This is a genomic window from Pirellulales bacterium, assembly GCA_035546535.1.
Taxonomy (GTDB): Bacteria; Planctomycetota; Planctomycetia; order Pirellulales; family JACPPG01; genus JACPPG01.
The window spans coordinates 1-25,152 of the sequence record DASZWQ010000098.1 but is presented as its reverse complement, the minus strand read 5'-3'; the positions used below and the strand labels follow the sequence as shown (position 1 = coordinate 25,152).

Here is a 25,152-nt window from a genome sequence, read left to right as displayed (position 1 = left end):
AAGCGCAGAAATTGCGTCGCGCACCGCAGACTACGGATTGTTCGAGCGATGAAAGTGAACGTGTCGCCAGGTGCCCGATTGCCGCTGCCAGACGCGCGTCTCTTCGCACACGCTCGTCACCGGCGAACCCGACTCATCCAGCTTCTGCACCAGGCGCACGTAGCTGACCACCGCCGCATCATCCCCCAGCAACCGCACGTGCGGCGAGCACATCGTCGCCTGCGGCACGGTCTTCGGCTTGCCGAGCTGGAAATAGAAATGATGAAACGGCATCCCCTCGATCAGCCGTCCGCGGGCCTCGGGCTCGAAGGCCGAGAGCGACGGATCGCACAGCTTCTCGTAGGTCTTCCAATCGGCCGCGACGATGCTGTCGAGCAGGCGCTGATTGAGCGCGAGCAGCTCTTCGGTCACCGAAGATTCGCTCGGGGCCGTGGTACGGGATTTGCGCTCAGTCATCGTCACGATTTCCTTCCGCGATTTCGGGTAAGAAGCCCAGCGAAGCCAATTTCGCGCGGCATTCGTCGCGCTCGCGGCAGCGCGCCAGGCCGGCCCAACTGGCGTCTTGCACGGCCATGAAGTCTTCGTCCGTGGCCGCACTGCGTCCGGCGGCAGCCAGCCGGGCGAGCAGCCGGCGAATCACTTCTTGATCGAGCCGCGTGAGGAACTGGCCGCGCAGCCGGTAATCGTCGAACGCCTCCCACACCAGCGGAAACAGCGGCCGCACGATTTGCTCGCCGATCGTCGCCGCGTAGGTGCGAATCTCCCACTGGGCATGCGCGTCCATCCGCAAGGCCAGGAAATGCAGCAGGTTGTGCAGGTCCACCTTCCAATAGGCTTCGGTATACGTCGACAGCGGCAGGTCCTTGCGCGCCTGTTCGCGCGCCACGCCGCGGGCGATGCGGCTTTCGTACACGCGCCGCGATTCGCGCTGCAGCGCCAACTCCTCGGCCGACAACTCGGCGCCGAGGGCCGGATCCAAGGGCGCACCGCTTCCCTGGCGATTCGTCGCCGCCTGCGAGCGCCAGGCGTCGGCCGGTGTTTCCTGCGTGGCATCGATGGCCAGCGAGTAACGCGTCGAATATTCGTTGACGTTGGCCGTGCGATGGCGAATCCATTGTCGCCACGTGTCCATGGGCACGCGCACCAGCAGCTTGATCTCGGCCATTTCGAAGGGAGTCGAATGCCGATGCCGCATCAGGTAGCGAATCAGCCCCCGATCGTCCGACACCTTGCGCGTCCCTTCGCCGTAGCTGACCCGCGCCGCCTGCACGACGGACTGGTCGTCTCCCATGACGTCCACCAGGCAGACGAATCCGTCATTCAGCACCGGAAACTTCTTCCAGCGCAGCTCGTCGACTTGCGTGGCATTGGTGGGCATGGGAAGTAGTCAGTAGTCAGCGGCCAGTGAAGGAGCAGTTGCGTTTACCGATTTAGCCGCCGGGGATCGCCCGGCGGTCTTTCGGCCGGCAACCGCGCGCTTCGCCGGCCCGAAGAAAGCCGCCATTCTAACGACTGCCCCCAAAATCGACAGGGGCCGCACGTCGTTTCGTTTTCAGCCGTCGCTTTTCAACTTGGCGGCGGCGGATCAAGCGGAAGGGAAAAGCACTTGCCCACGTCGGTGAAGCCCTCGCGAGCGTAGAAGCGGTACGCGCGGTGCCGGTGATAGTGCGATTCGAGCGCCACGCGGTGACAGCCGCGCGCCCGGGCCAATTCCATCGCCCGATGCATCAAAAGATGGGCCGCGCCGCGGCCTTGCTCGTCCGCCGTGACGACGAAATCCGGAATCCACGCCTCGGGCACCGGCTGGCTCAGCCGTTCGCGAAAGTGCAGCGTCAATAGGCCAACGGCCGCACCGTCGCGCAGCGCAATCAGGCTGGACGTATCGGCACTGGCCAGGTGTCGTTCGAAAACCCGGCGCACTTGAGGGAGCGTCTCGTCCGTCGGCGCGGGGCGCCCCAACTCGGTGAGCAGCCGGCACACGGCGGGAAAATCGTCCACGCTCATCGAGCGCACCTCGATCGCGGCCGCACCGGACGAGGCCTTATCTGTTTCCGCCATCAAAGGGCCGACTCCAAAATCGATGTCAGGTCCACGAGCGTCACGGCACGTGGGTTCACGCGCAAGATGCGTTTGATCGCCAAGGTCTTCTCGGCCAGCATCGGTAATCGCTCGCGCGTGACCCCCAGCTCGCGCAGCCGCGCGGGAATGCCGATCGCGAGTCTGATCTGCTCGACGCGCTCGATCGCGGCCTCGGCCGCCTGCCGCTCGGACTTTCCCTGCGTTTCGATACCCAGGAACGTCGCAATCTGCGCCAGCTCGCGCTCGCGCCGCGGAAGATTGAAGCGCATCACGTACGGCAGAAACAACCCGTTCCCGGCTCCGTGCGAACAATGTGTCAGGCCGCCGAGCGGATATTCGAGCGCATGCACGAGCGCGACGCCAACGTTCGAAAAGGCCATGCCGGCAAGCGTCGCCCCCAGCGACATCGCCTCGCGCGCTGCCTCGTCCGTCGGTTGCGAGACCGCCCGCTCGAGGTTTTGCCCGATCAGGCGAATTGCCTTTTCCGCCAGCGCGTCGGCCAGCGGATGGCGCCCTTGATAAACGGTCTTTTCGCCGGGGGCCAGCGGAAACCGCGCATTGTCGACGGCCGTGAACGCTTCGATGGCGTGCGTCAGCGCGTCGATGCCGCTGTCGGCCGTGACTTTTGCCGGGCAGGACACCGTCAAGAGCGGGTCCACGATCGCCAGCCGCGGCCGCAAATAATTGCTCAGCACGCCGACCTTGACCTCATTCTGCCGATCGGTGAGCACACACGACGCACTCACCTCGCTGCCGGTGCCAGCCGTCGTGGGCACGCAAATCAAAGGAAGCACCGGGCCGGCCAGGCAATCGTCGCCGAAAAAATCGCGCGGCCGGCCGCCGTGGGCCAGGACCGCGGCCGTAATCTTGGCCAGGTCCATGTTGCTACCGCCGCCCAGCCCCAGCACGGCGTCGGGCCGCACGTCGCGGGCATGCGCGATGGCGCGCTCGGCAGCTTCCAGGGTCGGCTCAGGCTCGCCGCCGGTGAAGCAAGGAGCATCGATGCCGGCCGCCGCGAGCGGCACCGTCACCGAGTCGACAATGCCCGCATCGGCCAGCCGCTGATCGGTGACAACCATGACGCGCCGCACGCCCAGTCGCGTGACGAGCTGGCCAGCGCGCGCAATCGCACCACGTCCGAATACGAGCTGGCCGGCGGAATGAAAGCTCCAGATATCGGACATCGCGTGAGAAGTGTGCGTTGACGCGCGCGAACGATTTCCAACGTGGCTAATAATCCCTCTCCGCTCAGGGGAGAGGTTAGGTGAGGGGTGAAAGCCGAACGGAGTGGACCGCATCAGCCCTCCCCGCCCCTCCCGGCAAGGGAGCGAGTTGTCGTCAATTTCAAGTCAAGTCAGTGTACTCGCGTCGCTGAAACACGACTAGCGCCACAAGCAGCCCGACAACCGTGATCCCCGCAAGTGCCGCGGCGCTGGTGGTGGCCGAAATCGGCTCGAACCACTGCGCATCGGGGCGTTCCAGCCCTTTGGGTACCCCGGCGGCATACATCATCGAGCGGCCGTAATAGTTGATCGCCACCCGCTTCACGATGCCTGGCATATTGCCCAGGAGAAGTTCCATGAAAAGCGAATAGATCAGGGCGATGATCGTGGAATGGCGAAACGACACGGCGAAGAAATGAAACAGGCTGACATAAGCGATCGCCATGTAGAAGATCGACGGCAGGTAGAGCACGTACGCATCACGGCCATTGGCGCCCCCCAGTTGGCAGTAGACGAAGAACGATCCCATCAAGAGCCCCAGCACGAGCGGCAGCGTCGCCAGGAACTTGGCTAGAAAGATCAGCGGTCGCGGCACCGGGCGCACCAGCAAGAATAGCAGCGTGCGGTCCTCGCGATCACCGCCGATGCTGCTTGTTGCGTAGGCCACGGCGCACATTGGCACAACGAACGAGGCGAACACGAACATCAAGAACTGGCTGAAGCCGTTAAAGGCCTCGAACGAGCTCTCTTCACGCCAGAACCTGCGCCGCATCAGGAACAGCACGCACGCCGATAGCGGCAACAGCACCATCAGCGTGCTGCCCGACCAGAGCAAACGACGAAACGATAGCCAGACCAGTGTGGTCCACGCGCGAAACAGACTCATCGGGCCCCTTGTTGCAAATAGTTGAAAACGGCATCCGCGCCGGCGTCGAGCGTGTGGAGCTTGTGGACGTCGATGCCGTGCCCCGCGACGAGATCATTCAAGAGCGTGAAAAACCGCAGCGGATTGCGCGTTTGGAGAACCAGGCCGTCGGACCGCAGCTCCACGCCACGTACCTCATGCTCGGCAACCAGCAGGGCCGCTAATTGCCGTGCCTGCGACGAGCCGATTTCGACCGTCAGCGGCCGGTCTTCCAACAGCGAGCGAATTTCGGTCAACGTGCCCGACGCCACGATGCGCCCACGGGCGATGATCAACACCGAATCGGTCAGCGTTTCGGTCTCGGCCAGGATGTGGCTCGAGATGAGGATCGTTTTGCCCTTTTCGCCTTGCGCCAAGAGCAATCGCGAAATCTCGCGACGGCCACCAGGATCGATGCCGCTCATGGGCTCGTCCAAAAGCAGGATCGGCGGATCATTGATCAAGGCCTGGGCCAGCTTGATCCGCTGCCGCATGCCGTGGCTGCAACCGGCCAACCGCCGACCGGCGCGATCAGCCATGCCCACTTCTTCGATGACTTCGCTCGTGCGCGCCCGCGCGTCGGCGCGTGACAGCCCATACAGCCGGGCCAGCACATAGACGAAATCACGGCAGGTCATTTCTTCATAGAAGCTGTTCAAGTCGGGCACGTAGCCGAAATAATGTTTGGCGGTTGTCGACCAGGCGCGATGATCGCCGATGCGAACCTCACCCTGGCTGGGGCGCAACTGGCCGCTGGCCAGCTTCATCAAGGTCGATTTGCCGGCGCCATTGGCGCCGAACAAACCAGTGATGCCCGGCCCGATCCGGCAACTGATGTTGTTGACGCCGATTACCGGCCCGTAGAACTTCGTGACGTGGTCGAAGGTGAGAAACATAGGGTGCCGGTAGATTGCTCGACTTTTTTTTAGCCAGGGGCCGCTGGAGTGTTCCTATTCCACGATGTCCACGGCGCGCACCCGGCGCGCCAGCGCCACCAGGCACACCAGGCAGATCGATCCCAAGATCAGAGCCGCCTTGAGGGCACGCTCGTATTCGCCGGGCTCGTTGAATGCTCCGAAACACAACTTGCCCACCAGGCGGATATCGAGCCACGGGTCGATCAACTTCCAATTGTCGTTCTCGGTCGCTTCGCGCATGTACGAACCGAGCCGTCCCAGCATGACGAAAATCGTCGACCACGTGATCGCGATCGGGGCCATGCGCTGCAAATAGGCCGAGATCGTCACCAGCGGGATGCTGAGCACGACACAAAACGCCAGTCCGTACGCCAGTACGGACGGCACGACGTCCCAATGCTCGGCCCAATAGCCGGTCGAGGGTGTAAACATGCCGAACTCGAGAAACAGCAAGAGCGCCGGCAATGTCGTCAGCAAGGAAATGATGACGCTGATCGCCATCAGCTTGCCGACGATGTAATGCCGGCGGTCGACGCGCCGCGACAGATAGAACGGGAGCGACTTCATACGAAAATCCGCCCCCACCAACAAGCTGCCCGAGAAGGCCAGCAAGATCATCACCACCACGCTCTGCTGCTGCATGAAGCGGATGTAGCCGATTTCCTCGCCTTGCTCGGCGCGCGGGCTGAAACCGAACCACTGAAACAAATCGTGCTGCGCATCGGCCGGCAGCCGGGCCTGGGTCAGCACGTAGATGATGATCCAATACATCAGGAACTGGAAAATCCCCAGCGCGATCACCAGCCAGTACGACTTGCGGCGAAAGACCTGCAACAGCGCCACGCGCACGATCGCCAACGTCGCCCACCAAGGCGAGTGCAGCTTTCCCTCCCACCCGTAGTAATGCGCGTTGTCAATGCCCACTGCTCGGCTCCTGCGGCGGTACCGCGACCGGCGTCGCGGGCATGGTGTCGTCGGTGACGCGGAAGAATAGCCGCTCGAGATCCTCTTCGTCGGCGCGCAATTCCGTGAGCACGACGTCGTGCCGGCGCGCCAGCACAAAGAATTGCGAGTTGTGCCAGTTGGCCGGAGCGTGTACCACGGCATGATCGGCATGGGCTCCGGCCATGACCTGAACACCGGCGTCGCGCAGCGCGACAAGAAATCCGGCTCCTTCGCCCCGCCACCGAATATCGAAGCGATTCGATTCGCCAAGTCGCAGCGCCGCCATAGTGCCGGCGCGGATCACGGTGCCGCGATGCAGAACCACGATCTGTTCGCACAGCCGCTCGACGTCGGGCAGCAGGTGCGTGCAAAGAATGACGCTCTTGCCCGTCTCGCGGATCAAATCCTCGATCAATTCCAGCATTGCCTCGCGCCCCTCAGGGTCGAGGCCATTGGTCGGTTCGTCCAACAACAACAGCCGCGGATCGTGTACCAATGCCGCGGCCAGCTTCAACCGCTGCACGTTGCCGGTCGAATACTCCTCCAGCCGGCGGTAACGCAGCTCACCCAGGCCGACGTAATTCAAGACTTCGTGGGCGCGGCGCCGGGCGTCGCGATGCGGCATCCCGTACAGGTCGCCGGCCAGCGTGACGAATTCCACCCCCTTCAGCACCGGCACCGTCGCGGCGGCCTCGGGCATGTAGCCGACTTGTCCGCGCAGAGCACTGGTGGCGTGGCAAATATCGAAGCCGAGAATGGTCCCGTGGCCGGCATCGGGCGTGAGCAGGCCGAGCAAGACCTTGAGCAGTGTCGATTTTCCGGCCCCGTTGTTGCCGACCAGGCCGACGATACCCGGCTCGAGCGTGAAACTCACGTCCCGGAGCGCCCGCACGTGCCCGTAACTGCGGCTGACGTTATGAATATCAACGAGATGCATTGCGGGCCGAGAGCCGGGTCAATTGCCTGACACCGAGGGCACGGGCCCTCCTCATCTCTGCTGTACCGTCCGATCGCCCCCAAAGATTCGCGGGGGCACAGGCTCGGTACGAGCTTTCCGATACAAACCGCTGCATTGTACCACCATGCCGGGCGTTTTTGAGGGGGGCGACGCCAGCGTCCCTGGCCCATGCTTTTCGCCAGCAAACGATAAAGCTTGTCGATTTCGGGTGCCAATTCTCATGATTTCGTAATTTGCGGCCCGCGAATGGCTGGCGAGCGTAGGACTTGTTAGGCTGGAGAGCTGGAAGAGCAGAAGGGTTTCTGATGGCGATTCGCCTCACTTGTCAGTCCTGCCAGGCGACTTTAGAAGTCCGCGACGAGCTCGCCGGGCGACAGGGAAAGTGTCCGAAGTGCGGCACGACGCTGCGCGTGCCTCCGCTAGCGGGACGCGCCGAGAATGCGGGGACTCGCAACGCGGCAACGATTCCGTCGGCGGGCTCGTCTCCCAGCGCGCCAACTCGGCGCCCCGTGCCTGTGCCGCCTCCGATACCCGATCGTCACTCGTGCGGGTCGATCCCGTCCGCGGCGCCAACTACCGCCGATCCAACATCCGCACACGAACTATTTCACGTCTCGGTGCCGGAATCGACCGCGGCACCGGTCGTCGCCGTCGATATCACCGCGCCGGTTCCTCGCGTTCGGCGCACGCGCCGCGCGGCGCCGCCTGCCTGGGTGTGGATCACCTTGGGCGGCGCAACCACCGCGCTCGTGGCCGCTGGACTGTTCCTGATGTTGCGGCCGGCGAACGTGCCAACCGCGAGCTCGCAGCCTGCTCCTCATGAGCAGCCTGCCGGTGTCGCGGCGGATTTTAATCCAGCCCCGTTCAATCCCCACCCGCAGCAAGAGGTTGTCGAAACCGCTAAGCCTGATGCCGGCGCCACCTTGGAAGACGTGGTCGAGTACGTCAAGCATGGCATCGTGAAAATCGAAACTTCCGATAACTTCAACAATCGCCGCGGGCTGGGCTCGGGCTTCGTCATCGACGCCAGCGGCCTGGTGGCGACGAATTATCACGTCGTTTCCGACGCGGCCAAAGCCGATGTCGTTTTCAACGACGGCACGCGATTTGGCGTCGAAGGATACATGGCCGTCGACCACAGCAGTGACCTGGCGATCATCAAGATCAATGGCGTGCCCGCGAATGTAAAGGCGCTCGAGCTGAATTACGGGGACGGACCGCGCGACGCGGCCCAGGTGTATGCCATCGGCCACCCGCAGGATAACGAGTTCACGACCACAGGAGGTATCGTCGGGCGCGTGCTGCGCACCACGCAACTGCCCGCCGACACGCGACAATGGCTCGAGTCGACGCTCGAAGGCAGCGATGACGACCTGTGGATTCAACACGATGCCAAGATCGCGCCCGGCAATAGCGGTGGACCATTGATCAACGCCCGCGGCGAGGTGATCGGCGTCAATTCGTGGGTTAATCAGAAGCTGGGGCTGGGCTATGCCATCCATAGCCGGCATCTGCACGAGCTTGCGCGTCATCAAGAGACGGCCGTGGTGCCGCTGAAGCTGCGGCGGCGGAGCATGCCCGAGCCATCGCAGCCGCAATTCGCAGCGTTGTCGATGGCCTCGGAACGCATCAAGACGCTGTCGTCCGAGCTGGCGACCAAGAACTGGCGTCCGCGCGAGGCCGAAGATTGGGTAGCGCTGGATGAATTGGCCAAGGCAATCACGGCGGTGAAGTACGTACAGGCGCATCCCGGGGTGCAAATCCCGATGCCGATGGAAGAGCAGCAGGCCGTGATTCGCGAGGCCGACAAGGTCGTGGCCGAATTACGCAAGATTCACTGGCAAGACGACGATCAGATGCGCCCCATCAACGCGCACGCTGGCAAGGATCGAACGCCTTACGGCGGCGCCTTCGTGTTCGGTCGCGTGAAGAAGTTCTTTCACGGCGATGACCAGGACGCGGCCCTATTGATCACTCTGGTCGGCTCGGAGGAAGAATACTTCCTGCCGCTCGACGAGCCAATCGCGGGCCTGGCCGAAGGGGACCGCGTGCTGGTATTGGGAATCGCCCATCCAAAGACCGTGGCCGTGGGAGATAACCCGCTCAAGCCGACGAAGGTCCCGATCCTGTTGAGCAAGGTCGTACTGCCGCTGGGGAAATCGTAAGCGGGTCTTTTGTCGGGCGGAGGCTGCACGCGCATGCTTCTTCGGCTGCGCCGAACCAGCATGGCACGTGTCGGCCCGAATGCTATGCCGCGCGATCGAGGCCGAGCGCGCTCGGCTGGTAGCGGGCCGTGATCAGATGGATGGCCGCCGTCAGGCCGTGTAGAGCCTGATCGATCTGGCCGGTCTCGCGCAACAGCCGCACGTTGTCGGCCAGGCTCGCTTGGAGCTTGACCAGCTCTCCCTTGCCATGCACCACGTCGGCGATCGCCGCGGCCAGCTCGGTCAGGTCGGTTTGCAGCCGGGTCACGTGCTCGACAGTGGTCAGCACATCGGCGCGGTGCTGTTCGCGCTGCAATTCCATCGCTTCCAGCACCTTGACGAGTTTGCGCTCGCGCTCGTTATCGCTGGCCTCGAAGCGTTGGTGCAGCGATTCCATGGTCTGCTGCCAGAGATCCGTGAGAAACGTATGTCGCTCGTCGGCCTGTCGTTGCAGGTCGTGAAACGCGCTCGACCAGATGCCCAATTGGCGCTCGACCGTCTCGTCCATCGTCCGCAGCATGCTCTGGCTGGCGGTTTCGATGGCATTTAAGAACGGTGCCAGGCTGGCGTCGGAGGTCTCGAAGCGGTTCAGCAATTCCCGCTCGGCGAGCCGATCGGTGCCGCGAACCAGCTCGCGCTCGGTTTTCTCGCAGAGGAACAAGCTGAACATCATCGACGTTGCAGCGGCCAGAGCGACGGTCGTGGTATTGAACGCCGTTCCCATTTCGCCCACCACGGTCGGCAGGCGCTCGCCGATCTCATCAACGGACAATCCGCCGAGCGCCGAACCGAAGTGCAGCACCGTGCCAAAGAAACCCAGCACCGGCGTCACCCAGCAAATAAACCGCACCAGGCCGTAGTTGTTATGGGCCCGCTCATCATCGAGTTCCGCCAGGTATCGCAAATGGTCGGCCAGTCCGTCGGTCGACCCCCGGTCCTTCACGTAGCCGAGCGCTTCGAGTAACCGCTGCCCGACGCGCGATTGCAGCAGCCAGGCGGGCTTCTTTTCCAGAATCCCATACAGGCCGACGGCGTGAGACACCGGCTCGCGCCCTTTGCGCGGCGGCAACCAGTCATGACGCAAGGCCAGTGACTGCCGCGGGAACGACAGAACCTTGAAGAAAACGTCGCACAAGCCCCAGATGAAGAAGCCGACGATGATGTACTCGACGACGTGATGCGTCGTGTATCTATGTAGCAGGGTGTCGTGCATCGCCGGTTGATGCACGAAGGCGTAGAAAGCGATCGTGAGGCACGCCGCCATGAGCAGCGGCAGATCGAACATCCGGCTCAATGGAGCCTTCTGCTTGGCAGCCATAGTTTCTCGAGGCCTAGACTCGTGGCGGGCAAATGCGCAATCCGAAAACTGCGACGCAAAGCTAGCATGGCCCCGCCCTTGGCCAGGCTGACTGCGGCGGAGCATCAAACGGCGAAAGCCGTGTTGTGTCAAGGTCAGTCAGCGCGAGACACACGCGATGGCGCGCTGGCTATACCACGATCGCGATAGGGCTTGAGCGGCTCGACCGATCATTTCGCGTGCTTATGCGCCTGCGGCGAAAAAGCATGTCGCGATCGCACCGAACGTGCGTGTGCCGGCCTTGTTGCTAGCGGCGCGCGCCGGCGGGCTGCCGTGAGTAGCCGTTGTGACCGTTGCCATTCTGCCCGTTGCCCGTGGGCTTGGGGCGCGAGGCCACCGGGCGGAGACTTCCCTGGCCCAGCAGTTCCTCGACCCGGCCGCGCATCTCGGTGTTCAGCTCGACGCGCATCCCGTCGCAGGCACAGGTCACCTGGCTGCCGTCAGCCAGTCGTAGGGCCAATTGCAATTCGCAACTACCGGGGTAACCGCGCAGGATTTCGTAGAGTTGCTCGAGCCCACGCACACCGTGCGGCTCTTCGTCGACGCGAATCAGCACGCCGCGCGTGTAACGACTGGCCAGGTCCGGCAGGTGCATGACCTCGTTGACAATGAAGTTCGCTTCTTCACTTCCGGGCCGTTTGTCGATCACGCCGCGCAGCGCCAGGATCGCGTCGGCTTTGATGAATTCGCCGTAGTTGGCGAATTCCTCGGGCCAGATGATGGTGCGCATCACGCCGGCCGTATCTTCCAGGTCGAACATGGCGTACTTGGTGGCCGTGGACCCGGGCCGCGGGTTCTTGGTCTGCGAGAACTTGATCGAGGAAAGAATGCCACCCAATACGGCCTCGGAGCGATGCGAGAGCGCCGCGGCTTCGACCGTGTTGTGCGTGCAGTAGTTGCGCAGCGTCTCCGCGTGTTCGTCGAGCGGATGGCTGGAAAGATAAAAACCGAGTACTTCCTTCTCGGCGGATAGTCGCTCGCGCTCTGGCCATTCCGGCAGATCGGGCAGGCTGGCCGCGGCCGGCGCGGATGGCTCGTCCTCGTCGCCGAATAGCCCCTTCTGGCCCGAGCGCCGGTCGGCCAGCGCCGACGCGCCCGATTGCAGAGCCCGCTCGATGGCCGCCATGTTTTGCGACCGCCGCGCGCCGGTGAAGTCGAAGGCGCCCGCCTTGACCAGCGATTCGATCGCGCCGCGATTGACGTGGGCTGGGTCGAGCCGTTCGCAGAAATCAAACAAATCACGGAACGGACCGCGCGCGCGCCGCTCGGCATAAATCGCATCGGCCGCTTGCATGCCGCATCCTTTGATCGCGGCCAGCCCGAACAGGATCTGTCCGTTCTCGACGCCGAAGTCGCCGCCGCAGCGGTTCACGTCCGGCGAGACAACGGTGATGTTCATGCGCCGGCAGTCTTCCAGATGCTCGACGAGCGAATCTTTCTTCTTGAAATTGCGTCCCTGGATATCGCCCGAGAGGAGCGCGGCCATGAACTCGACCGAGAAGTGGGCTTTGAGGTAGGCCGTCATGTAGGCGATCAAGGCGTAGGCCGTCGAGTGGCTCTTGTTGAAGCCGTAGCCGGCGAACTTCTCGATCATGCCGAACAATTCCTCGGCCTCACGCTCCTTGAGCCCCTGCTCGACGGCGCCGTTGACGAATTGTTCGCGGAACTTGGCGATCATCGGCAGCTTCTTCTTGCTGATCGCCTTGATGCAGCTGTAGGCGTTCGACAGCTCGATGCCGCCCAGCCGATTCAAAATCCGCATCACTTGTTCCTGGTAGACCATCACGCCGTGGGTCTCTTCCAGGATGTCTTTCATCACCGGGTGCTTGTACTCGGCCTGCTTGCGCCGATGCTTGACCTGGATGTAGTCGTCGACCATGCCTCCTTCGAGCGGGCCGGGACGGTACAGCGCGTTGGTGGCGATGATGTCGCGGAAATGGTCGGGCTTCATACGCTGCAGCAGGTCGCGAATGCCACCGCTTTCGAGCTGGAAAATACCTTTGGTCTCGCCGCGGCAAAGGAGCTTGAACGTCTCGGGATCGTCGAGTGGGAACTTGTAGGGATCGACCTCGCGCCCCGTGGTGGCGCGAATCAGGTCGACCGCCTTACTGAGAATCGTCAAGTTGCGCAGGCCGAGGAAGTCCATCTTCAAGAGGCCGGCGCGCTCCACGTCCCCCATGGCCCATTGGGTGATGACTTCTTCCTTGCCCTGCACGCGCTGCAGCGGCACGTATTCGTTCAATGGTCGATCGGCGATGACGACCGCGGCGGCGTGCGTGCCGACGTTGCGGGCCAGGCCCTCGATCTTCATCGCCAGGTCCAAGAGCTCGCGCACTTCGCCATCGTTGTCGTAGGCACGGCGCAGGTCTTCGCTGGCCTCGAGGGCCTCTTCGATGCTGATACCCAACGTCTCGGGCACGAGGGCCACGATCGAATCGACCCGCGCGACCGTGAGCCCCAGCGCACGCCCCACGTCGCGGATGGCGGCCCGAGCCGCCAGCGTGCCGAACGTGCCGATCTGCGCGACGTTTTCGGCGCCGTAGCGCTCCTTGACGTAGCCGATGACTTCGCTGCGGCGATCCTTGCAGAAATCGATATCGATATCGGGCGCCTCACGGCGGCTGATGTCGAGGAACCGCTCGAACAGCAAGTCGTATTTCAGAGGGCAAACGTGGCTCAGGTGCAGCGCAAACGCCACGAGCGACCCCACGCCCGACCCACGGGCCGTGGCCGGAATACCGCGTTCGCGGGCGAATCGCACGAAATCCCACACGATGAGGAAATAGTTCGGAAAGCCGAGCTTGTCGATCACGTCCAGCTCGCGTTCCAAACGATCGAGCACCACCGGCGCCAGCACGCCATCGGCCAGAAAATCGGGCTGGTTGGCGTATCGCTCGCGCAACCCCGTCAAGCACAGCTCGCGCAGGTACTCGGTCGACGTCTTTTCCGTGGGAACATCGAACGTGGGGAAATGCCGCTTGCCCAATTCCAGGTCGATCGACACCGAGTCGGCGATTTCCTGGCTGCGCGCCACCGCATCTTCGAGACCCGGAAATGCCTGATACATTTCCTCCGGCCCACGCAAGAAGAACTCGTTTCCTTCCATCCGCATGCGATTGACGTCGGTGCGGAAGCGGCCCGTGTTAATGCACAGGAGGACGTCCTGCGCTTCGGCGTCCTCGCGGTTCACGTAGTGGGCGTCGCTGGTGGCCACCAGCGGCAGGCCCATTCGCTGGGCCACGCGCACCGTGCCTTCGAGCGCCATCCGCTGGATCTCGAGGCCGTTGTTCTGAATCTCGAGGAAGTAGCGATCGCCGAACGTCTGGCTGAACCAGGTAATGATTTTTTCGATCTCGTTCCAATCGGGCTCGGCCGCCGAACCGCGCAAAAGCGACCGGCTCAACTCGCCCGACACGCAGCCGCTGAGGCAGATCAGCCCCTCGCTGTGGGCCGCGAGCAGTTCCTTGTCGATGCGCGGCTTGCGGTAGAACCCTTCGAGAAAGGCGCTCGAGGCGAGCTTCACCAGGTTCTGAAAGCCCGTGCGGTTCTGGGCCAACAGCGTGAGGTGATAGCTGGCTTCTTGATTGGCATCCACGTCCTTTTGAAAGCGGCTGCCCGGCGCTATGTACGCCTCGTAGCCGATGATCGGATTGATGCCTTCGGCCTTGGCCGCTTCATAGAATTCCAGTGCGCCGTACAGATTGCCATGGTCCGTCAGCGCCAGGGCGTTCATTCCCTGGTTCTTGGCCTTGGCGATCAGGCCGTCGATGGGGCTGGCGCCGTCCAGCAGGCTGTAATGACTATGGCAGTGCAGATGAACGAAGCGGCCGCTCGTCATACTCGGTCCCTCGGGCAGAAAAGAATCCGTTCGGGCATGTGACCGCAAGCAGGCGAGCACTTGCGATTTTTTGGCCCCAGACAAATGCCGGCAGCCCTGCAGATGAACCGGCTGCGCGCGAAACTTCGTGGCGCTAGCAATTCTAGCAAAGACGGGCCGAGGGTCGACAGCCGGCGGCTACTCTTCCTCTTGGGGCCGGCCGATCGACCGTAGATACGTGGCCAAGCGCGACTGCAAGTCGAGCAGATTCTGCCACTGCCGCTCGTCGAGCGTGATACGCTCTTTTTTCTCGTCGACCTTCACCGACTCGAGCAGCGAGCGAATGCGCACGTGCAGGTATTCGAGCAATTCCGAGAGCTGCGCCGCCTGGCAAGGCCCCAAACGCTCAGGCAGCTCGGGCGGAGATAATCGGTGCAGGATCGCTTGCGAGCCGGTTGCGCCGCTCCAGCCGAGCTCGAAGTCGAGGCTGGCATCCGCGCCTTCCTCGTCGTCGATATTGCCGCCGACCGTGCCCAGATTCGTGGGCTCGGCTTCACGCAGATTGGCCAGGCGTCGCGCGATTTGTTCCTGCGATCCGTACAAGAGCACAGAACGCCCAACGGTGATCATATCGCCATAGCGAAGGATGCGCAGATGCGTGTCGTCGCCATTGACTTTGGTGCCGTTGGTGCTGTCGAGATCCGTCAGGACGACCTTGTCCTGGTCCTCTTGGATCTTCAGATGGAAGCGGCTGACGCGCTCGTCGGCGAGTTGGATGTCGTTGCCCTCCTCACGACCAATCGTGATCGGCGTGGCGATTTGGTCGTACAGACGCCCCCGGTCGGCACCGTCCAGGATCCGAATCGTCACGAGGGCCATGGGCACGCCGGGATTATGGGCTGTCTGCTAGGCCGGAAAACGGGGAGCTATGCCTGGTCGGGGCCCCACCCCACCCGCGACCGGCAAGAAACTCTGCCAGTTATGCGGATTCGCCGGCCTTGGCGATAAAAAACGTAAACTGTCCGCTCACCTTTACTTATAGCATGCAGGCAAAACGAGGGTCAACCAAACTAATGGGAGGGGATAAGCCGTCGATCCCTCAAGCCGGCCCGCAGGATGGTAGCCCGGCCGATCGACAATCGCCTCGACCTAGGGGGCCAGTGGGGACGATGACTTCCGGGAATTCCGTGGCTGCTGGAAGAACTTCCAAATTATTTTGAGAATCTAGTTGCATTAGCCGCCTCGATCGGTCATCATGCGGTGGTGCAATGGGCCTCGGTGCCCTCACCTTCTGAAGCTCCTGAGACGGCGACGCCAGTGATTTGGACCGCGAAATCTACAATCAATTGAGTTGAGCACAGGCTCCTCTTGGATTTCGCTTGGCATCGTCCCCGTGATCAGCTTTTTTCCGTTGGTTCGCGCTTTGGCGGGCCCAGAAAGGCGAAGACCTGATCTCCGAGACGTCGCCAACATGCCTTCGAAGATGGCTGTTGCGGGACGAGTGTCTCGTCAGGGCGAGCTCTTACACACAAGGTAAAGCCAACGCGAACATTCCCCGGTCTGAGCTGGCAACGCTAATGATCTGAACCGAGAACCCGACAATTCATTTTCAGCGAGTTGAGCCGATCCGGTTCCTCCTGGGTTCTCATCTGCAACGTCCCTGTGATCAGTCGTTCGTGAGTTGTTGCGCGCCCATGTCATTCGCGCAACCGGACGAAGGCCTGATCGCCGAGATGTTGTCGCAGGCCCAAGAACCTCCCGCGACAGCTCTGCGTGCGCAAATGCAATGATTCGCATAACTGGAAAAAGCTAACGACTTGACACCCCGGAAGACACCTGAGGCGCAAATGAACATTAAAACCGTGTTGTGTGGCAGCGCTTTTCTAGCGCTTGCGGTTGGGGCATTCATGCCGGGCAAGGCACTTGCGACGCCCATTATCATTCCTCCCACGACCCTCTCGGTCCTGATCGACCATTCGGGCGGCGCTAACCCGTCGATCACGATTGGATCACTGACGTTCAGTGACTTCTCATATCTTGGCACCGGTGATATGCCCAGTGCCGGGGGCGTCAATGTCGACGCCTACGTCGACCCGATCACCAACGACATCGGCCTGAAATTTCAGGGCTCGTTCCTGGATTTCCCCGGCAGCAGCGGTTCGGACGCGCTGATCGATTTCAAGGTGACGGAAAACGATCCGGACAAGTTAGTCACCAGCGCTGCTTTGGCTGGCAATCCGTCGGTGATTCCGATGGGACCGGGAGCCAGCGGCGTGGCCAGCGTGACGGAAACGTTCCTGCCGACGAATCCAACCCCCCAACTGACAATCTTCGCCAGCCTCAACAACGGTGTGCCGGGTCCGACGAAATTGACCGACACCGGCAATTTCGCCACCGGCCAATCGACCGTGTTTGTGCAAAAGGATGTATTGACCTTCAACGGCACCAATAGCGTGCCGATGCTGTCCTTCATCACGCAAACGTTCCACGAAACTGGGGGCCACATCCCCGAACCGTCGACCGTGGTGCTCATGGGGATTGGTATTGTCGGCCTGACGCTTCGATACTGGCGTCAACGCAAGGCCTAGATACGGCAGGGTCGATCGGCAACTGCCTTCCGGGGAAGCAGCCCGGTCAGCCCGGCCAAGACCTACAAGCAATCGATTGAGCCCCGCGGACCCGACGTCCGCGGGGTTTTTTGTTTGGCGACGGGGCCTTCATGGCGTGACGCGAAGTTGCGTCAGACCTCCGACGTCCGTTTCTGACGTTGCTCGCATTTCCCCCGGGTTCGATTTCCGGCTCGGAACCGGCGCCCTGGCTGCCCTCGCGGGAAGGCAGAGTGGCTGGCTAACTCTTTTCTTCCCGGCGATTGACAAGACTCGGATCGCCAGTAAAATCTCTCGTGTTGATACTGAGTCTCAATATCGAATCCTTGCCCGCTCCCTCCCTCCAAAAGCTCGGGACTCTTCTAATGGCTCGTTACCTTGCCCCGCGGACCCGCAATCCAAAGTCCCTCCATGGTTTCACGCTGGTCGAACTGCTGGTCGTGATCGCGATAATCGGGATCCTCATCGGCCTGTTGCTGCCGGCCGTGCAAGCCGCCCGCGAGGCCGCGCGCCGTAGCCAGTGCATCAATAATCTTAAGCAATTGGGGCTGGCGCTACACAATTACGAGTCAAGCTCGGGCGTATATCCGCCCATGTCCTTTTGGAATGGCGTCGCCAACGACAAAACCAACGACATCTCGGTATGGTCGCGTCTGCTGCCGTACCTCGAACAGTCGGCGCTGGGATCGGCCTATACGGCGGCGAGCACCGAGGACCAGGCTTTGCCCGACGGCACGCCGATCATGGGACTACGCATTCCGGCGTACGTCTGTCCGTCTGAAATCAACGACATGGCCAAGCTGAATGCTGACGGCTCGCTGAATTCGTACCCTGGCACGTACGGCGTGAACCTTGGCCCCTGGTTGGTGTTCGATCCGACCCGGCGAACGGTTCCGCAGGGGTCGTTCTACACCAACAGCCGCTTGCGCGTGGCCGACTTCACCGACGGATTGAGCAACACCTTCTACGCCATGGAAGTAAAGGCGTGGACCGCTAGCCTTAGCGGCTCGACGAACGCCACGGCCACACCGCCCAATCTGCCGGCCGACGTCATCGCCTTGGGGGGCACGGCCAAGCTCGGACCGAACACGACCGATAACAAGGGGCATACCGAGTGGGGTGACGGCAAGGTCAACCAGACCGGCGTGACGACCCTTTTCACGCCCAACACGCCCGTCATGTACTCGTACAACGGCGCCAACTACGACATCGATTTCATCGGTGTGACCGAAGCCAGTTCGACGACGGCGCCAACTTACGCCGCCGTGACCGCACGCAGCTACCATCCAGGCCTGGTCAACGTGGCCTTGATGGACGGCTCCGTACGTGCGGTTACTAACAACGTCGATCGGGCCGTCTGGCAGGCGGTTTCGACGCGTTCGGGCGCCGAGCCGAACACGCTGACGCAGTAGCTTATTGCACGATGCAGAGCGCGGCGGCAGGGCGTTTGCTACCCCTTGCGCGGCTCACGTCGGCCCGCGCCCCAGATATCCACGCCAGCATCTCTTGCCGGCACCCGTCCCGCGGTTTGTCGAATTTACACGCCCGCGTGGCAGGCCACGTGGGTCGCAAGTCATCGGATCGGCGGCGTATAACTCTCTATTTTCTTGAGCTTTACGCCATTTCTAATGGACAGCGGCCTAGGTTCGCCCTCCATCTGGCACGCCGGATGCTTTACAGGCTCTCCGACGGGACACGTACCTGGTCCAACAGGGATAGAGGCCGGAACATGGATCAAAAATTTCAGTGGATGAGGGAATTGCTCGGCCGTCTCGAACAATCGAACGACCAATGGCAAAACGCGGTGGGCGCCACGAGGTCTTACCTCGGGCGGGCCATTGAGCGAGATCTCAGCGAGTTCCGTCGCCTATGCCGGTCGGTGCGCCAGGAGGCGCTCGTCGGCTCGGCCCCCTGATACTGCCGTCGCCCTTAGCGCCCGAACGCGCCGGAGGAGCAATCCCCTCCAGGAAGCCGCCAGACCTGGCGGTTCGCAGGGCGCCGCGACGCGTCCCCTCATTGGTTCCCTCCAAACTCCCGCCGCGATCCTCACCGCTTTCCAGGGCCGCAAGGATCCCGCATCCTTGCGGCCCTCCTGCGTGCGCCATCGCCTGAAACGGCCGCAATTGGCGTCGAAAGATGTCGCTTGCCGCGCCGTAGTACGCAGGCGCACTCGTTGCCGCTAAACTTCAAGATCACTGATATCACGGCCCCCACCATGCCGCCGCCGCGGCCGCCAGGGGTTGCGAGCAGCCATTGAAGTTTTCTTGCCGGGAACACCTTGTGACCGCCACTGCGTACCAACGAGCCACGGCCTATCTGTTCGGCCGGATCGACTACGAGCGCGCCCCCGCCGTTACCTACGGGGCGCGACAGTTCAAGCTCGAGCGCATGCACCAGCTGTTGGCCGCCATGGGAAACCCACACCACAGCCTCCCCATCGTCCACGTGGCCGGCACCAAGGGAAAGGGTTCGACGTCGACCATGATCGCGGCCATCCTCACCGCCGCTGGTCAGCGAACGGGGCTCTTTACCTCACCGCACCTGGTGAATTTAGAAGAGCGAATCGCCGTCGACGGGCAAAGCTGCTCACCCGATGAGCTCGTGGCACTCGTGGAACAGCTGCGCCCCGTCGTCGACAGCATGGACCGCGAAGCTGCACAGCATCAAGAAGAATGCGGGCCGACCTATTTCGAGCTCACCACCGTGATGGCCCTTTTGTACTTCGCCCAAAGGCGCACCCAGGCGGCGGTGCTGGAAGTGGGCCTGGGGGGCCGGCTCGATTCGACCAATGTCTGCCTGCCCGAGGTGTCGGTCATCACGAGCATCAGCTTCGACCACATGCGACAGCTCGGCAATACGCTGGCCGAGATCGCCTACGAGAAGGCGGGCATCGTCAAGCCGCGCGTGCCGGTTATCACCGGCGTATCGCAAGCGGAGCCGCTTGCGGTGATCGAGCGCGTCTGTGCTGAGCGCGGAAGCCCGCTCGTACGCCTGGGGCGTGAGTTCGCATTCCAATACCACCCGCCGCACCTGGTCGATCATCACCGGGGATTTAGCCGCCTCGACTTTGTCGATCACGTCGAACCCGGCGGTTCGTACCAAAACTTGCAACTGGGCATGCTCGGCCGACATCAAGCAGCGAATGCTGCGGTGGCTCTGGCCACGATCAGCCAACTGCGGCAGCGCGGCTGGAACATCGACGAGCAAGCCATTCGCACAGGGCTCGCCACGGCGCACTCGCCAGCGCGCGTGGAGGTCGTCTCCCGACAACCAACCGTGATTCTGGATGCCGCGCACAACGAGGCCTCGATCGCGGCCCTGCTCGAGACGCTCGACGAGAGCTTTTCGCCACGCCGGCGTGTCCTGATCTTCGCTACGACCCAAGACAAAAGCGTCCGCGAGATGATGGCCTTGCTCTTGCCGCGGTTCGACCAGGTGCTGCTCACCCGCTATCAGAACAATCCGCGCGGAGTGCCGGTCGAGGCGCTCTTGGAAATTGCCGCGGAATTCGGGGAAGCGGCCCGCTGCCGCCCCTGTACCGACCCAGCCGCGGCGTGGGAGGTCGCCCGCGGAATCGTCGGCCAGGATCACCTGCTGTGCGTCACGGGCTCGTTCTTCATCGCGGCCGAGATTGGAACGGAAGTCAGGCGGCGACCGTTTGCTTTGCCGGCCGTGGGCAGCCGTACCGCCTAGAGAACCTTTGATGGCGCCCGTCATCGGGAAGACAGCGCGCAAGAATCCTCGGCCGAGAGTCCGCGTCGCCTAGCAGCCTGTTGAAAAAAGCCCTCGTGGCTTTTTTCAACCTCGCCAAGTGCGAAGCAAAGCTTCGCACGGCTCGAAAAATAACGACTTACGTCGATATTTTGCCATCGCATCCCCGCGATGTCGCAGCCCGTTGAGTTCTTCAACAGGCTGCTAGCCTTCATGGGGCCATGGATGCGGACCGTCGAACAGCAGCCCGAACCGCTCGCCGTGAGATGTCCTGAACCTTGCCGAGCGATTGGCGGGCAACGGATTCTCGCTCGATATCTGGTGGCTCGATTCACTTTCGAGGAATCGCAGGGAATCGTCGAGCGCCGCACGTAAACGGTACCGATCAACCAGTTGCGCGATGAACGGATCGGCCCAGGGGAGCAGGTCGCGAGCCGTCTGCTCGGCGCCAGTTCCGTGATCGCATCCGACCTCGACAATGGTGCAGCGAACTCTTGGATTAGCCACGGCGCTTCCCCCTTCAATTCCAGGAACCGGACAATCTTCCAAACTGTCGCCCCGCCGAGCGACTAGCAACGCCTCGGCGCCGAGCCCAATGGGATCGCCAGGCTCGATGCCAGCTTGAACAGCAACTACAGCGCCAAAACTTCGAAAAACGCTTGCCACCACGCCAGGGACAAACCGTTGCGCGAATGGTCGCAATGACTTAGCAAGTTTTTGCATCATCCCTGCAGGCACGAGGCATGGCATGCTATTTCGGCAGTGTGTGCAAACAATTTGGCAATCGCGTGTTAAAGCGAAACAGCGAAAACGATCATGCGGGGAACTGGTCCGCAGCAAAGAGATTGCGCGAGCGCCACTCTGTGGCCGCTAGCGCGGCAGGTCGACCGCCAGCGCGTTAACCTGATCGAGCGCTAGCGCGCGAGCAGTGCCGTCAGCGCTTCCAGGGCCCGCTTCAGTTGCGGGTCCTCGCTGGTCGCCACCTCGGGCGGCTGCTCGACGGCGGGCGGCGCCTCGTCCCCCGCGCGGATGACGTCCCGCTGATGTCGCCGCCGGGCCAGCTCGTTCGTCGCCGCCTCGTCAAGCGGCACCTCATAGCCGGCGTTGGGCTGCACACCCCAATGCTCCTGATCCTTAATGTCAGGGTAGCGGTGAATGTCCTGGCCGCTCGGGCGCCAATAACTGGCCGTAGTCAGCTTGAGCAGGCTGCGCCCTCCCTCTAAACGGATGACGTTCTGCACTGTTCCCTTTCCGTAGGTGCGCTGCCCCACGACGATTGCGCGTCCGTGATCCTGCAGGCAGGCGGCCACGATCTCGGCAGCGCTGGCCGTATGCTGGTTGACGAGCACCACCAGCGGCAGTTCGGCATACGGCGCATTGCCCGAGGCTTCTTCGGCCTTGATTTCCACGCCGTCTCGTCCGCGCGTGCTGACGATGCGCCCTTCCTTGAGGAACAAATCGCACGTCGCCACGGCCTGGTCGAAGACGCCCCCGCGGTTATTGCGCAGGTCAAGGATCAGACCGCGCACGTTCCGTTCTGCCAGCCAGGCCAGGGCCTCGTTCAGCTCGCGCTCGGTATTCTCGCCAAAGTTCGCAATCCGCACGTAGCCGATCCGCTCTTCGCCGGCCAGAAAGAAGTCCCAATGGTTCTCCGCGTCGCGGGCGTCTCCCAGCACCGAGTCGACGGGGATCATCGCCCGGCCGATCGAAATCTCGACCGGCTCAGTTTCGCCCTTGTGCATCACGGTCAGCTGCACCACTCCCTGGCGCCCGCGCAATCGTCCGACGATTTCGTCGATGTCGTCCGGCACCAGCCCCTCGGTGCTGCGGCCGTCAATTTTTTTGATGATGTCCCCGGCCCGCACGCCGGCGGCAAAGGCCGGTGAATCGGCCAGCGGCGTGGTGACTTCCAGAGCGCCCGTTTCGGCGTTAATCGTCACCTCGATGCCCACACCACCGAAGCGCTGCTCGAGCGTGGCCACGAATTCGGCAAACTGATCGGGACCGATGTACGCCGAGTAGGGATCGAGCCGCCCCATGATCCCTTGCAGCGCGCCCTCGAAGAGCTGCTGATTTTCGACTTTCCGCAGGTAGTAGGCGTCGACCTCTTTCAAAACCTCGGCAAAGGTATCGTACATCCGGCCGTATTCGCTGCGGTGCGCGCTGTCGGCCTGCCGAAAGCAGACGATCGACACCACCGCCGCGATCACCAGCACCACGAGGTTTTGCCGAGGCATCAAAGCATCCTCCGAAATTGCGGGCTGCCAAGCGCGGCCCGTCTTGCCCGTCTGTGCATTCTACCGGGCGGCGACAAACACCCCTAGGCCGGCGCCAGAGGCCCCTTGATTGCCAGGCCCGCTCCTTCCGTGGCAAGCGATTGCACCGCATAATCTTGGGGCCGCGCGGGGCCGCTTATGGGCGTGCGCTGCGGAATTCTTTAGACGATTTCCTTGCGAGTCATGCCATGAAGGACACGTTACACGTTGGCGCCCGCGGCGAAGCATCGCAGCGCGTCGTCTCGGCCCAGTTGGTAAGCCACTACGATCCCGCCGGGCCGCCGGTCTTTGGCTCCCCCTTCATGCTGATGCTCATGGAATACGCGGCCTTCAATGCGCTGCTCCCGCACCTCGATGCCGGCGAACAATCGGTGGGGGTGGGCTTTGAGTTCGAGCATCTGGCCGCTACGCCGGCCGGCGCGATGGTCGTGGCCCATGCCGAAGTGCTGGAGATCGACGGGCAGCGGGTCACCTTTGCCATCGACGCCCACGACGAGCAGGAGATCATCGGCCGGGGCAAGCACGTGCGGCACGTGGTCGCCATGGAGCGGTTTCTGAAGCGACTCCGACGCAAGATGAACCGTTGAAACGACGCCAGCGATCTACAGGTCAAGAAACGGTACCGGCAGCAGAAACGCATGCTGCTCGTAGAGGCTGGCGAGGCCGTACCAACTGGTGAATTGCGTGAAATACACGATCGCCGCGTAGGCGATCGCCGCCGGCACCATCGCCAATCGCGCCGCCATGCGAAAAATGCCGTGACGTGGCGTCGTCCGCCGCCCGCTGCGCCCATAGGCCCAGCCGGCCAGAAGGCGCGCAGGGAAAATAAATGCCACGAAGACCAGGCTGGGCAGCCAGGCAGCCTCGCGCGGGATGATCTCGATCTTCAGCAGGTACAAGGGGATTGCTGACGCGAGCGTGACCAGCAGTGCGACAAAAAACGCCAGCGGGGCGCGACGGAAGTGATCGCGCACCGCGCGGACTTCGAACATGGCCCGCAGGCGATTTTTCACCGCGAACCGCACTTGTGCAAACGGCAGGTACACGACCACGATCGCCAAGAGAGCGCCGCCGAGAAAACCCAACAGCGGCGCCCGCGCACCGGATGCCAACAAGGTAATCGGCACGAGCAGCCATGCCAGGCCCCCTACGAATCCGCGCAAACCCAGCGAAAAATAGTGCGGTAAGCGCAATCCGCGCACAAATTCCCAAACCGCATCGCGCGCTTTGGCGTACGCGCCGGGCTGTCGAAGCTCTCGTAGAAAGCGCACCGGTCGTGGCCAGAAGAAGCTACGCAGTCGTCCGCCTCGCCAGCAAACGCTCGCCACGTGCATTACGAAGAGCACCGTCAGCACCCACAGGGCAACGGTCCAGAACCGTTCGGCGCCGCCGTCAGGCTCGATCAATCGCGCCGAGCCCGACAGAAGCGACACCAGTCGTAGCGGCCAAAGCAGTAGCCACGTGCCCAGCACGATACTGCCCAGCCGCGCCGCTTTGCGAATGCCGATCAGGCCGGCGGTGATGCGCCCTGAGCGCGCCACGCGGCTGGCCGCCTCGAGCAGATAGCCCAGGCTCATCAGTTGCAAAACAGGAAGCGTCGCCAGAATGGCCAGGCCGACAAATAATGCTGCACAACCGAAAAGGTATTCCGTGCCCGAGGAGATCCCGCGCGCGACGCGCCAGATCCCATTGCTCTTCGACGCCGGCTCGGTTCCTGGCGGCCTCTCGCCTCGGCTGCCCACCGGGACCGTGGCAATCGACGCATCGGCGAGCGAGATGCTCATGGCTCGGCCTGAAACTCTTGGTAGAGTCCTTCGCAGTGCCGGACTGGGCCGGTTATTCTCGGAACAGGCTTCACTATAAGCAGATTCGCTCGTGTCCGCCGCTGCTTGACGGCCGCCGCTAAGATTTTCACCCCCGCGGCGAAGAACTTATGCCCCTTGCACTCCGCTCGCGATACCATGAAGCGATGCGTGGCACCCACTAGGGAACTCCGCCGGCCCGGGGACACAAATCGTGTGGGCTCGCAACCTGCTTTTCGTGATCGTGTGCCTGGCCGGCGTCGCGGCGCTGGCCGGTTTGTTGTCACCCGTCCACCGCCGGCCTGGCATGGTCGCGAATGCCGCGCAGCGAGTTCTCAGCCTGGCCGAAGAAG

Annotated in this window: 19 protein-coding genes; 5 read left to right on the top strand and 14 right to left on the bottom strand. The window is 62.6% G+C overall.

Going from position 1 to position 25,152, the window contains the following annotated elements; genetic code table 11:
• Window positions 1-30: 30 nt before the first annotated feature.
• The 8 genes from VHD36_12385 to VHD36_12350 all read right to left on the bottom strand — a co-directional run bounded on the left by VHD36_12385 (window position 31) and on the right by VHD36_12350 (window position 7,005).
• Window positions 31-456 carry a DUF4440 domain-containing protein gene (locus VHD36_12385; protein ID HVU88108.1) on the bottom strand — a complete coding sequence of 142 codons (426 nt, stop codon included), beginning with the start codon at window positions 454-456 and terminating at the stop codon, window positions 31-33.
• Entirely contained in the window at window positions 449-1,378 is a 930-nt protein-coding gene (gene thyX / locus VHD36_12380) for an FAD-dependent thymidylate synthase (GenBank protein ID HVU88107.1), read from the bottom strand. The genes VHD36_12385 and thyX overlap by 8 nt, the downstream gene beginning before the upstream one ends.
• A 188-nt stretch (window positions 1,379-1,566) precedes the next feature.
• Window positions 1,567-2,058, bottom strand: a complete 492-nt coding sequence (locus VHD36_12375) for a GNAT family N-acetyltransferase (protein HVU88106.1) — start codon at window positions 2,056-2,058, stop codon at window positions 1,567-1,569.
• Window positions 2,058-3,263: an iron-containing alcohol dehydrogenase gene (locus VHD36_12370; protein HVU88105.1), complete on the bottom strand. Its 1,206-nt coding sequence runs from the start codon at window positions 3,261-3,263 to the stop codon at window positions 2,058-2,060. Before VHD36_12370 ends, VHD36_12375 begins: the two co-directional genes overlap by 1 nt.
• Before the next feature lie 160 nt (window positions 3,264-3,423).
• The gene (locus VHD36_12365; GenBank protein HVU88104.1) at window positions 3,424-4,188 is read right to left on the bottom strand and encodes an ABC transporter permease subunit; all 765 of its coding nucleotides are present in this window, start codon (window positions 4,186-4,188) and stop codon (window positions 3,424-3,426) included.
• A complete protein-coding gene (locus VHD36_12360; protein HVU88103.1) occupies window positions 4,185-5,102 on the bottom strand; it encodes an ABC transporter ATP-binding protein in 918 nt (305 codons plus the stop codon). The genes VHD36_12365 and VHD36_12360 overlap by 4 nt, the downstream gene beginning before the upstream one ends.
• Before the next feature lie 54 nt (window positions 5,103-5,156).
• Complete coding sequence (locus VHD36_12355) at window positions 5,157-6,047, bottom strand: hypothetical protein (GenBank protein ID HVU88102.1); 891 nt, start codon at window positions 6,045-6,047, stop codon at window positions 5,157-5,159.
• Window positions 6,037-7,005, bottom strand: coding sequence for an ABC transporter ATP-binding protein (locus VHD36_12350; GenBank protein ID HVU88101.1), 969 nt, complete (start codon window positions 7,003-7,005; stop codon window positions 6,037-6,039). Before VHD36_12350 ends, VHD36_12355 begins: the two co-directional genes overlap by 11 nt.
• Before the next feature lie 326 nt (window positions 7,006-7,331).
• Between VHD36_12350 and VHD36_12345 the strand changes: the two genes are divergently transcribed.
• Entirely contained in the window at window positions 7,332-9,191 is a 1,860-nt protein-coding gene (locus VHD36_12345; GenBank protein HVU88100.1) for a trypsin-like peptidase domain-containing protein, read from the top strand.
• Between the two features lie 82 nt (window positions 9,192-9,273).
• Here VHD36_12345 and VHD36_12340 read toward each other — a convergent pair whose 3' ends face one another.
• The 3 genes from VHD36_12340 to VHD36_12330 all read right to left on the bottom strand — a co-directional run bounded on the left by VHD36_12340 (window position 9,274) and on the right by VHD36_12330 (window position 15,283).
• Entirely contained in the window at window positions 9,274-10,548 is a 1,275-nt protein-coding gene (locus tag VHD36_12340) for a MotA/TolQ/ExbB proton channel family protein (protein ID HVU88099.1), read from the bottom strand.
• A 286-nt stretch (window positions 10,549-10,834) separates the two neighbouring features.
• Complete coding sequence (gene dnaE, locus VHD36_12335; GenBank protein ID HVU88098.1) at window positions 10,835-14,425, bottom strand: DNA polymerase III subunit alpha; 3,591 nt, start codon at window positions 14,423-14,425, stop codon at window positions 10,835-10,837.
• A gap of 177 nt (window positions 14,426-14,602) precedes the next feature.
• A complete protein-coding gene (locus VHD36_12330; GenBank protein HVU88097.1) occupies window positions 14,603-15,283 on the bottom strand; it encodes an FHA domain-containing protein in 681 nt (226 codons plus the stop codon).
• Between the two features lie 968 nt (window positions 15,284-16,251).
• Here VHD36_12330 and VHD36_12325 point away from each other — a divergent pair.
• The 3 genes from VHD36_12325 to VHD36_12315 all read left to right on the top strand — a co-directional run bounded on the left by VHD36_12325 (window position 16,252) and on the right by VHD36_12315 (window position 20,703).
• Window positions 16,252-16,992: a PEP-CTERM sorting domain-containing protein gene (locus VHD36_12325; GenBank protein ID HVU88096.1), complete on the top strand. Its 741-nt coding sequence runs from the start codon at window positions 16,252-16,254 to the stop codon at window positions 16,990-16,992.
• 383 nt (window positions 16,993-17,375) lie between these two features.
• Window positions 17,376-18,422: a DUF1559 domain-containing protein gene (locus VHD36_12320; GenBank protein HVU88095.1), complete on the top strand. Its 1,047-nt coding sequence runs from the start codon at window positions 17,376-17,378 to the stop codon at window positions 18,420-18,422.
• 868 nt (window positions 18,423-19,290) lie between these two features.
• Window positions 19,291-20,703, top strand: coding sequence for a folylpolyglutamate synthase/dihydrofolate synthase family protein (locus VHD36_12315; GenBank protein ID HVU88094.1), 1,413 nt, complete (start codon window positions 19,291-19,293; stop codon window positions 20,701-20,703).
• A 222-nt stretch (window positions 20,704-20,925) separates the two neighbouring features.
• Here VHD36_12315 and VHD36_12310 read toward each other — a convergent pair whose 3' ends face one another.
• Window positions 20,926-21,447, bottom strand: coding sequence for a hypothetical protein (locus VHD36_12310; GenBank protein HVU88093.1), 522 nt, complete (start codon window positions 21,445-21,447; stop codon window positions 20,926-20,928).
• Window positions 21,448-21,635: 188 nt separating this feature from the next.
• A complete protein-coding gene (locus tag VHD36_12305) occupies window positions 21,636-22,958 on the bottom strand; it encodes a S41 family peptidase (GenBank protein ID HVU88092.1) in 1,323 nt (440 codons plus the stop codon).
• A gap of 227 nt (window positions 22,959-23,185) precedes the next feature.
• On the opposite strand from VHD36_12305, the gene VHD36_12300 reads away from it, so the two are divergent.
• Window positions 23,186-23,584, top strand: coding sequence for a hotdog domain-containing protein (locus tag VHD36_12300; GenBank protein ID HVU88091.1), 399 nt, complete (start codon window positions 23,186-23,188; stop codon window positions 23,582-23,584).
• A gap of 15 nt (window positions 23,585-23,599) precedes the next feature.
• On the opposite strand, the gene VHD36_12295 is transcribed toward VHD36_12300, so the two are convergent.
• Window positions 23,600-24,781 carry a DUF4013 domain-containing protein gene (locus tag VHD36_12295; protein ID HVU88090.1) on the bottom strand — a complete coding sequence of 394 codons (1,182 nt, stop codon included), beginning with the start codon at window positions 24,779-24,781 and terminating at the stop codon, window positions 23,600-23,602.
• Between the last annotated feature and the right edge of the window lie 371 nt (window positions 24,782-25,152).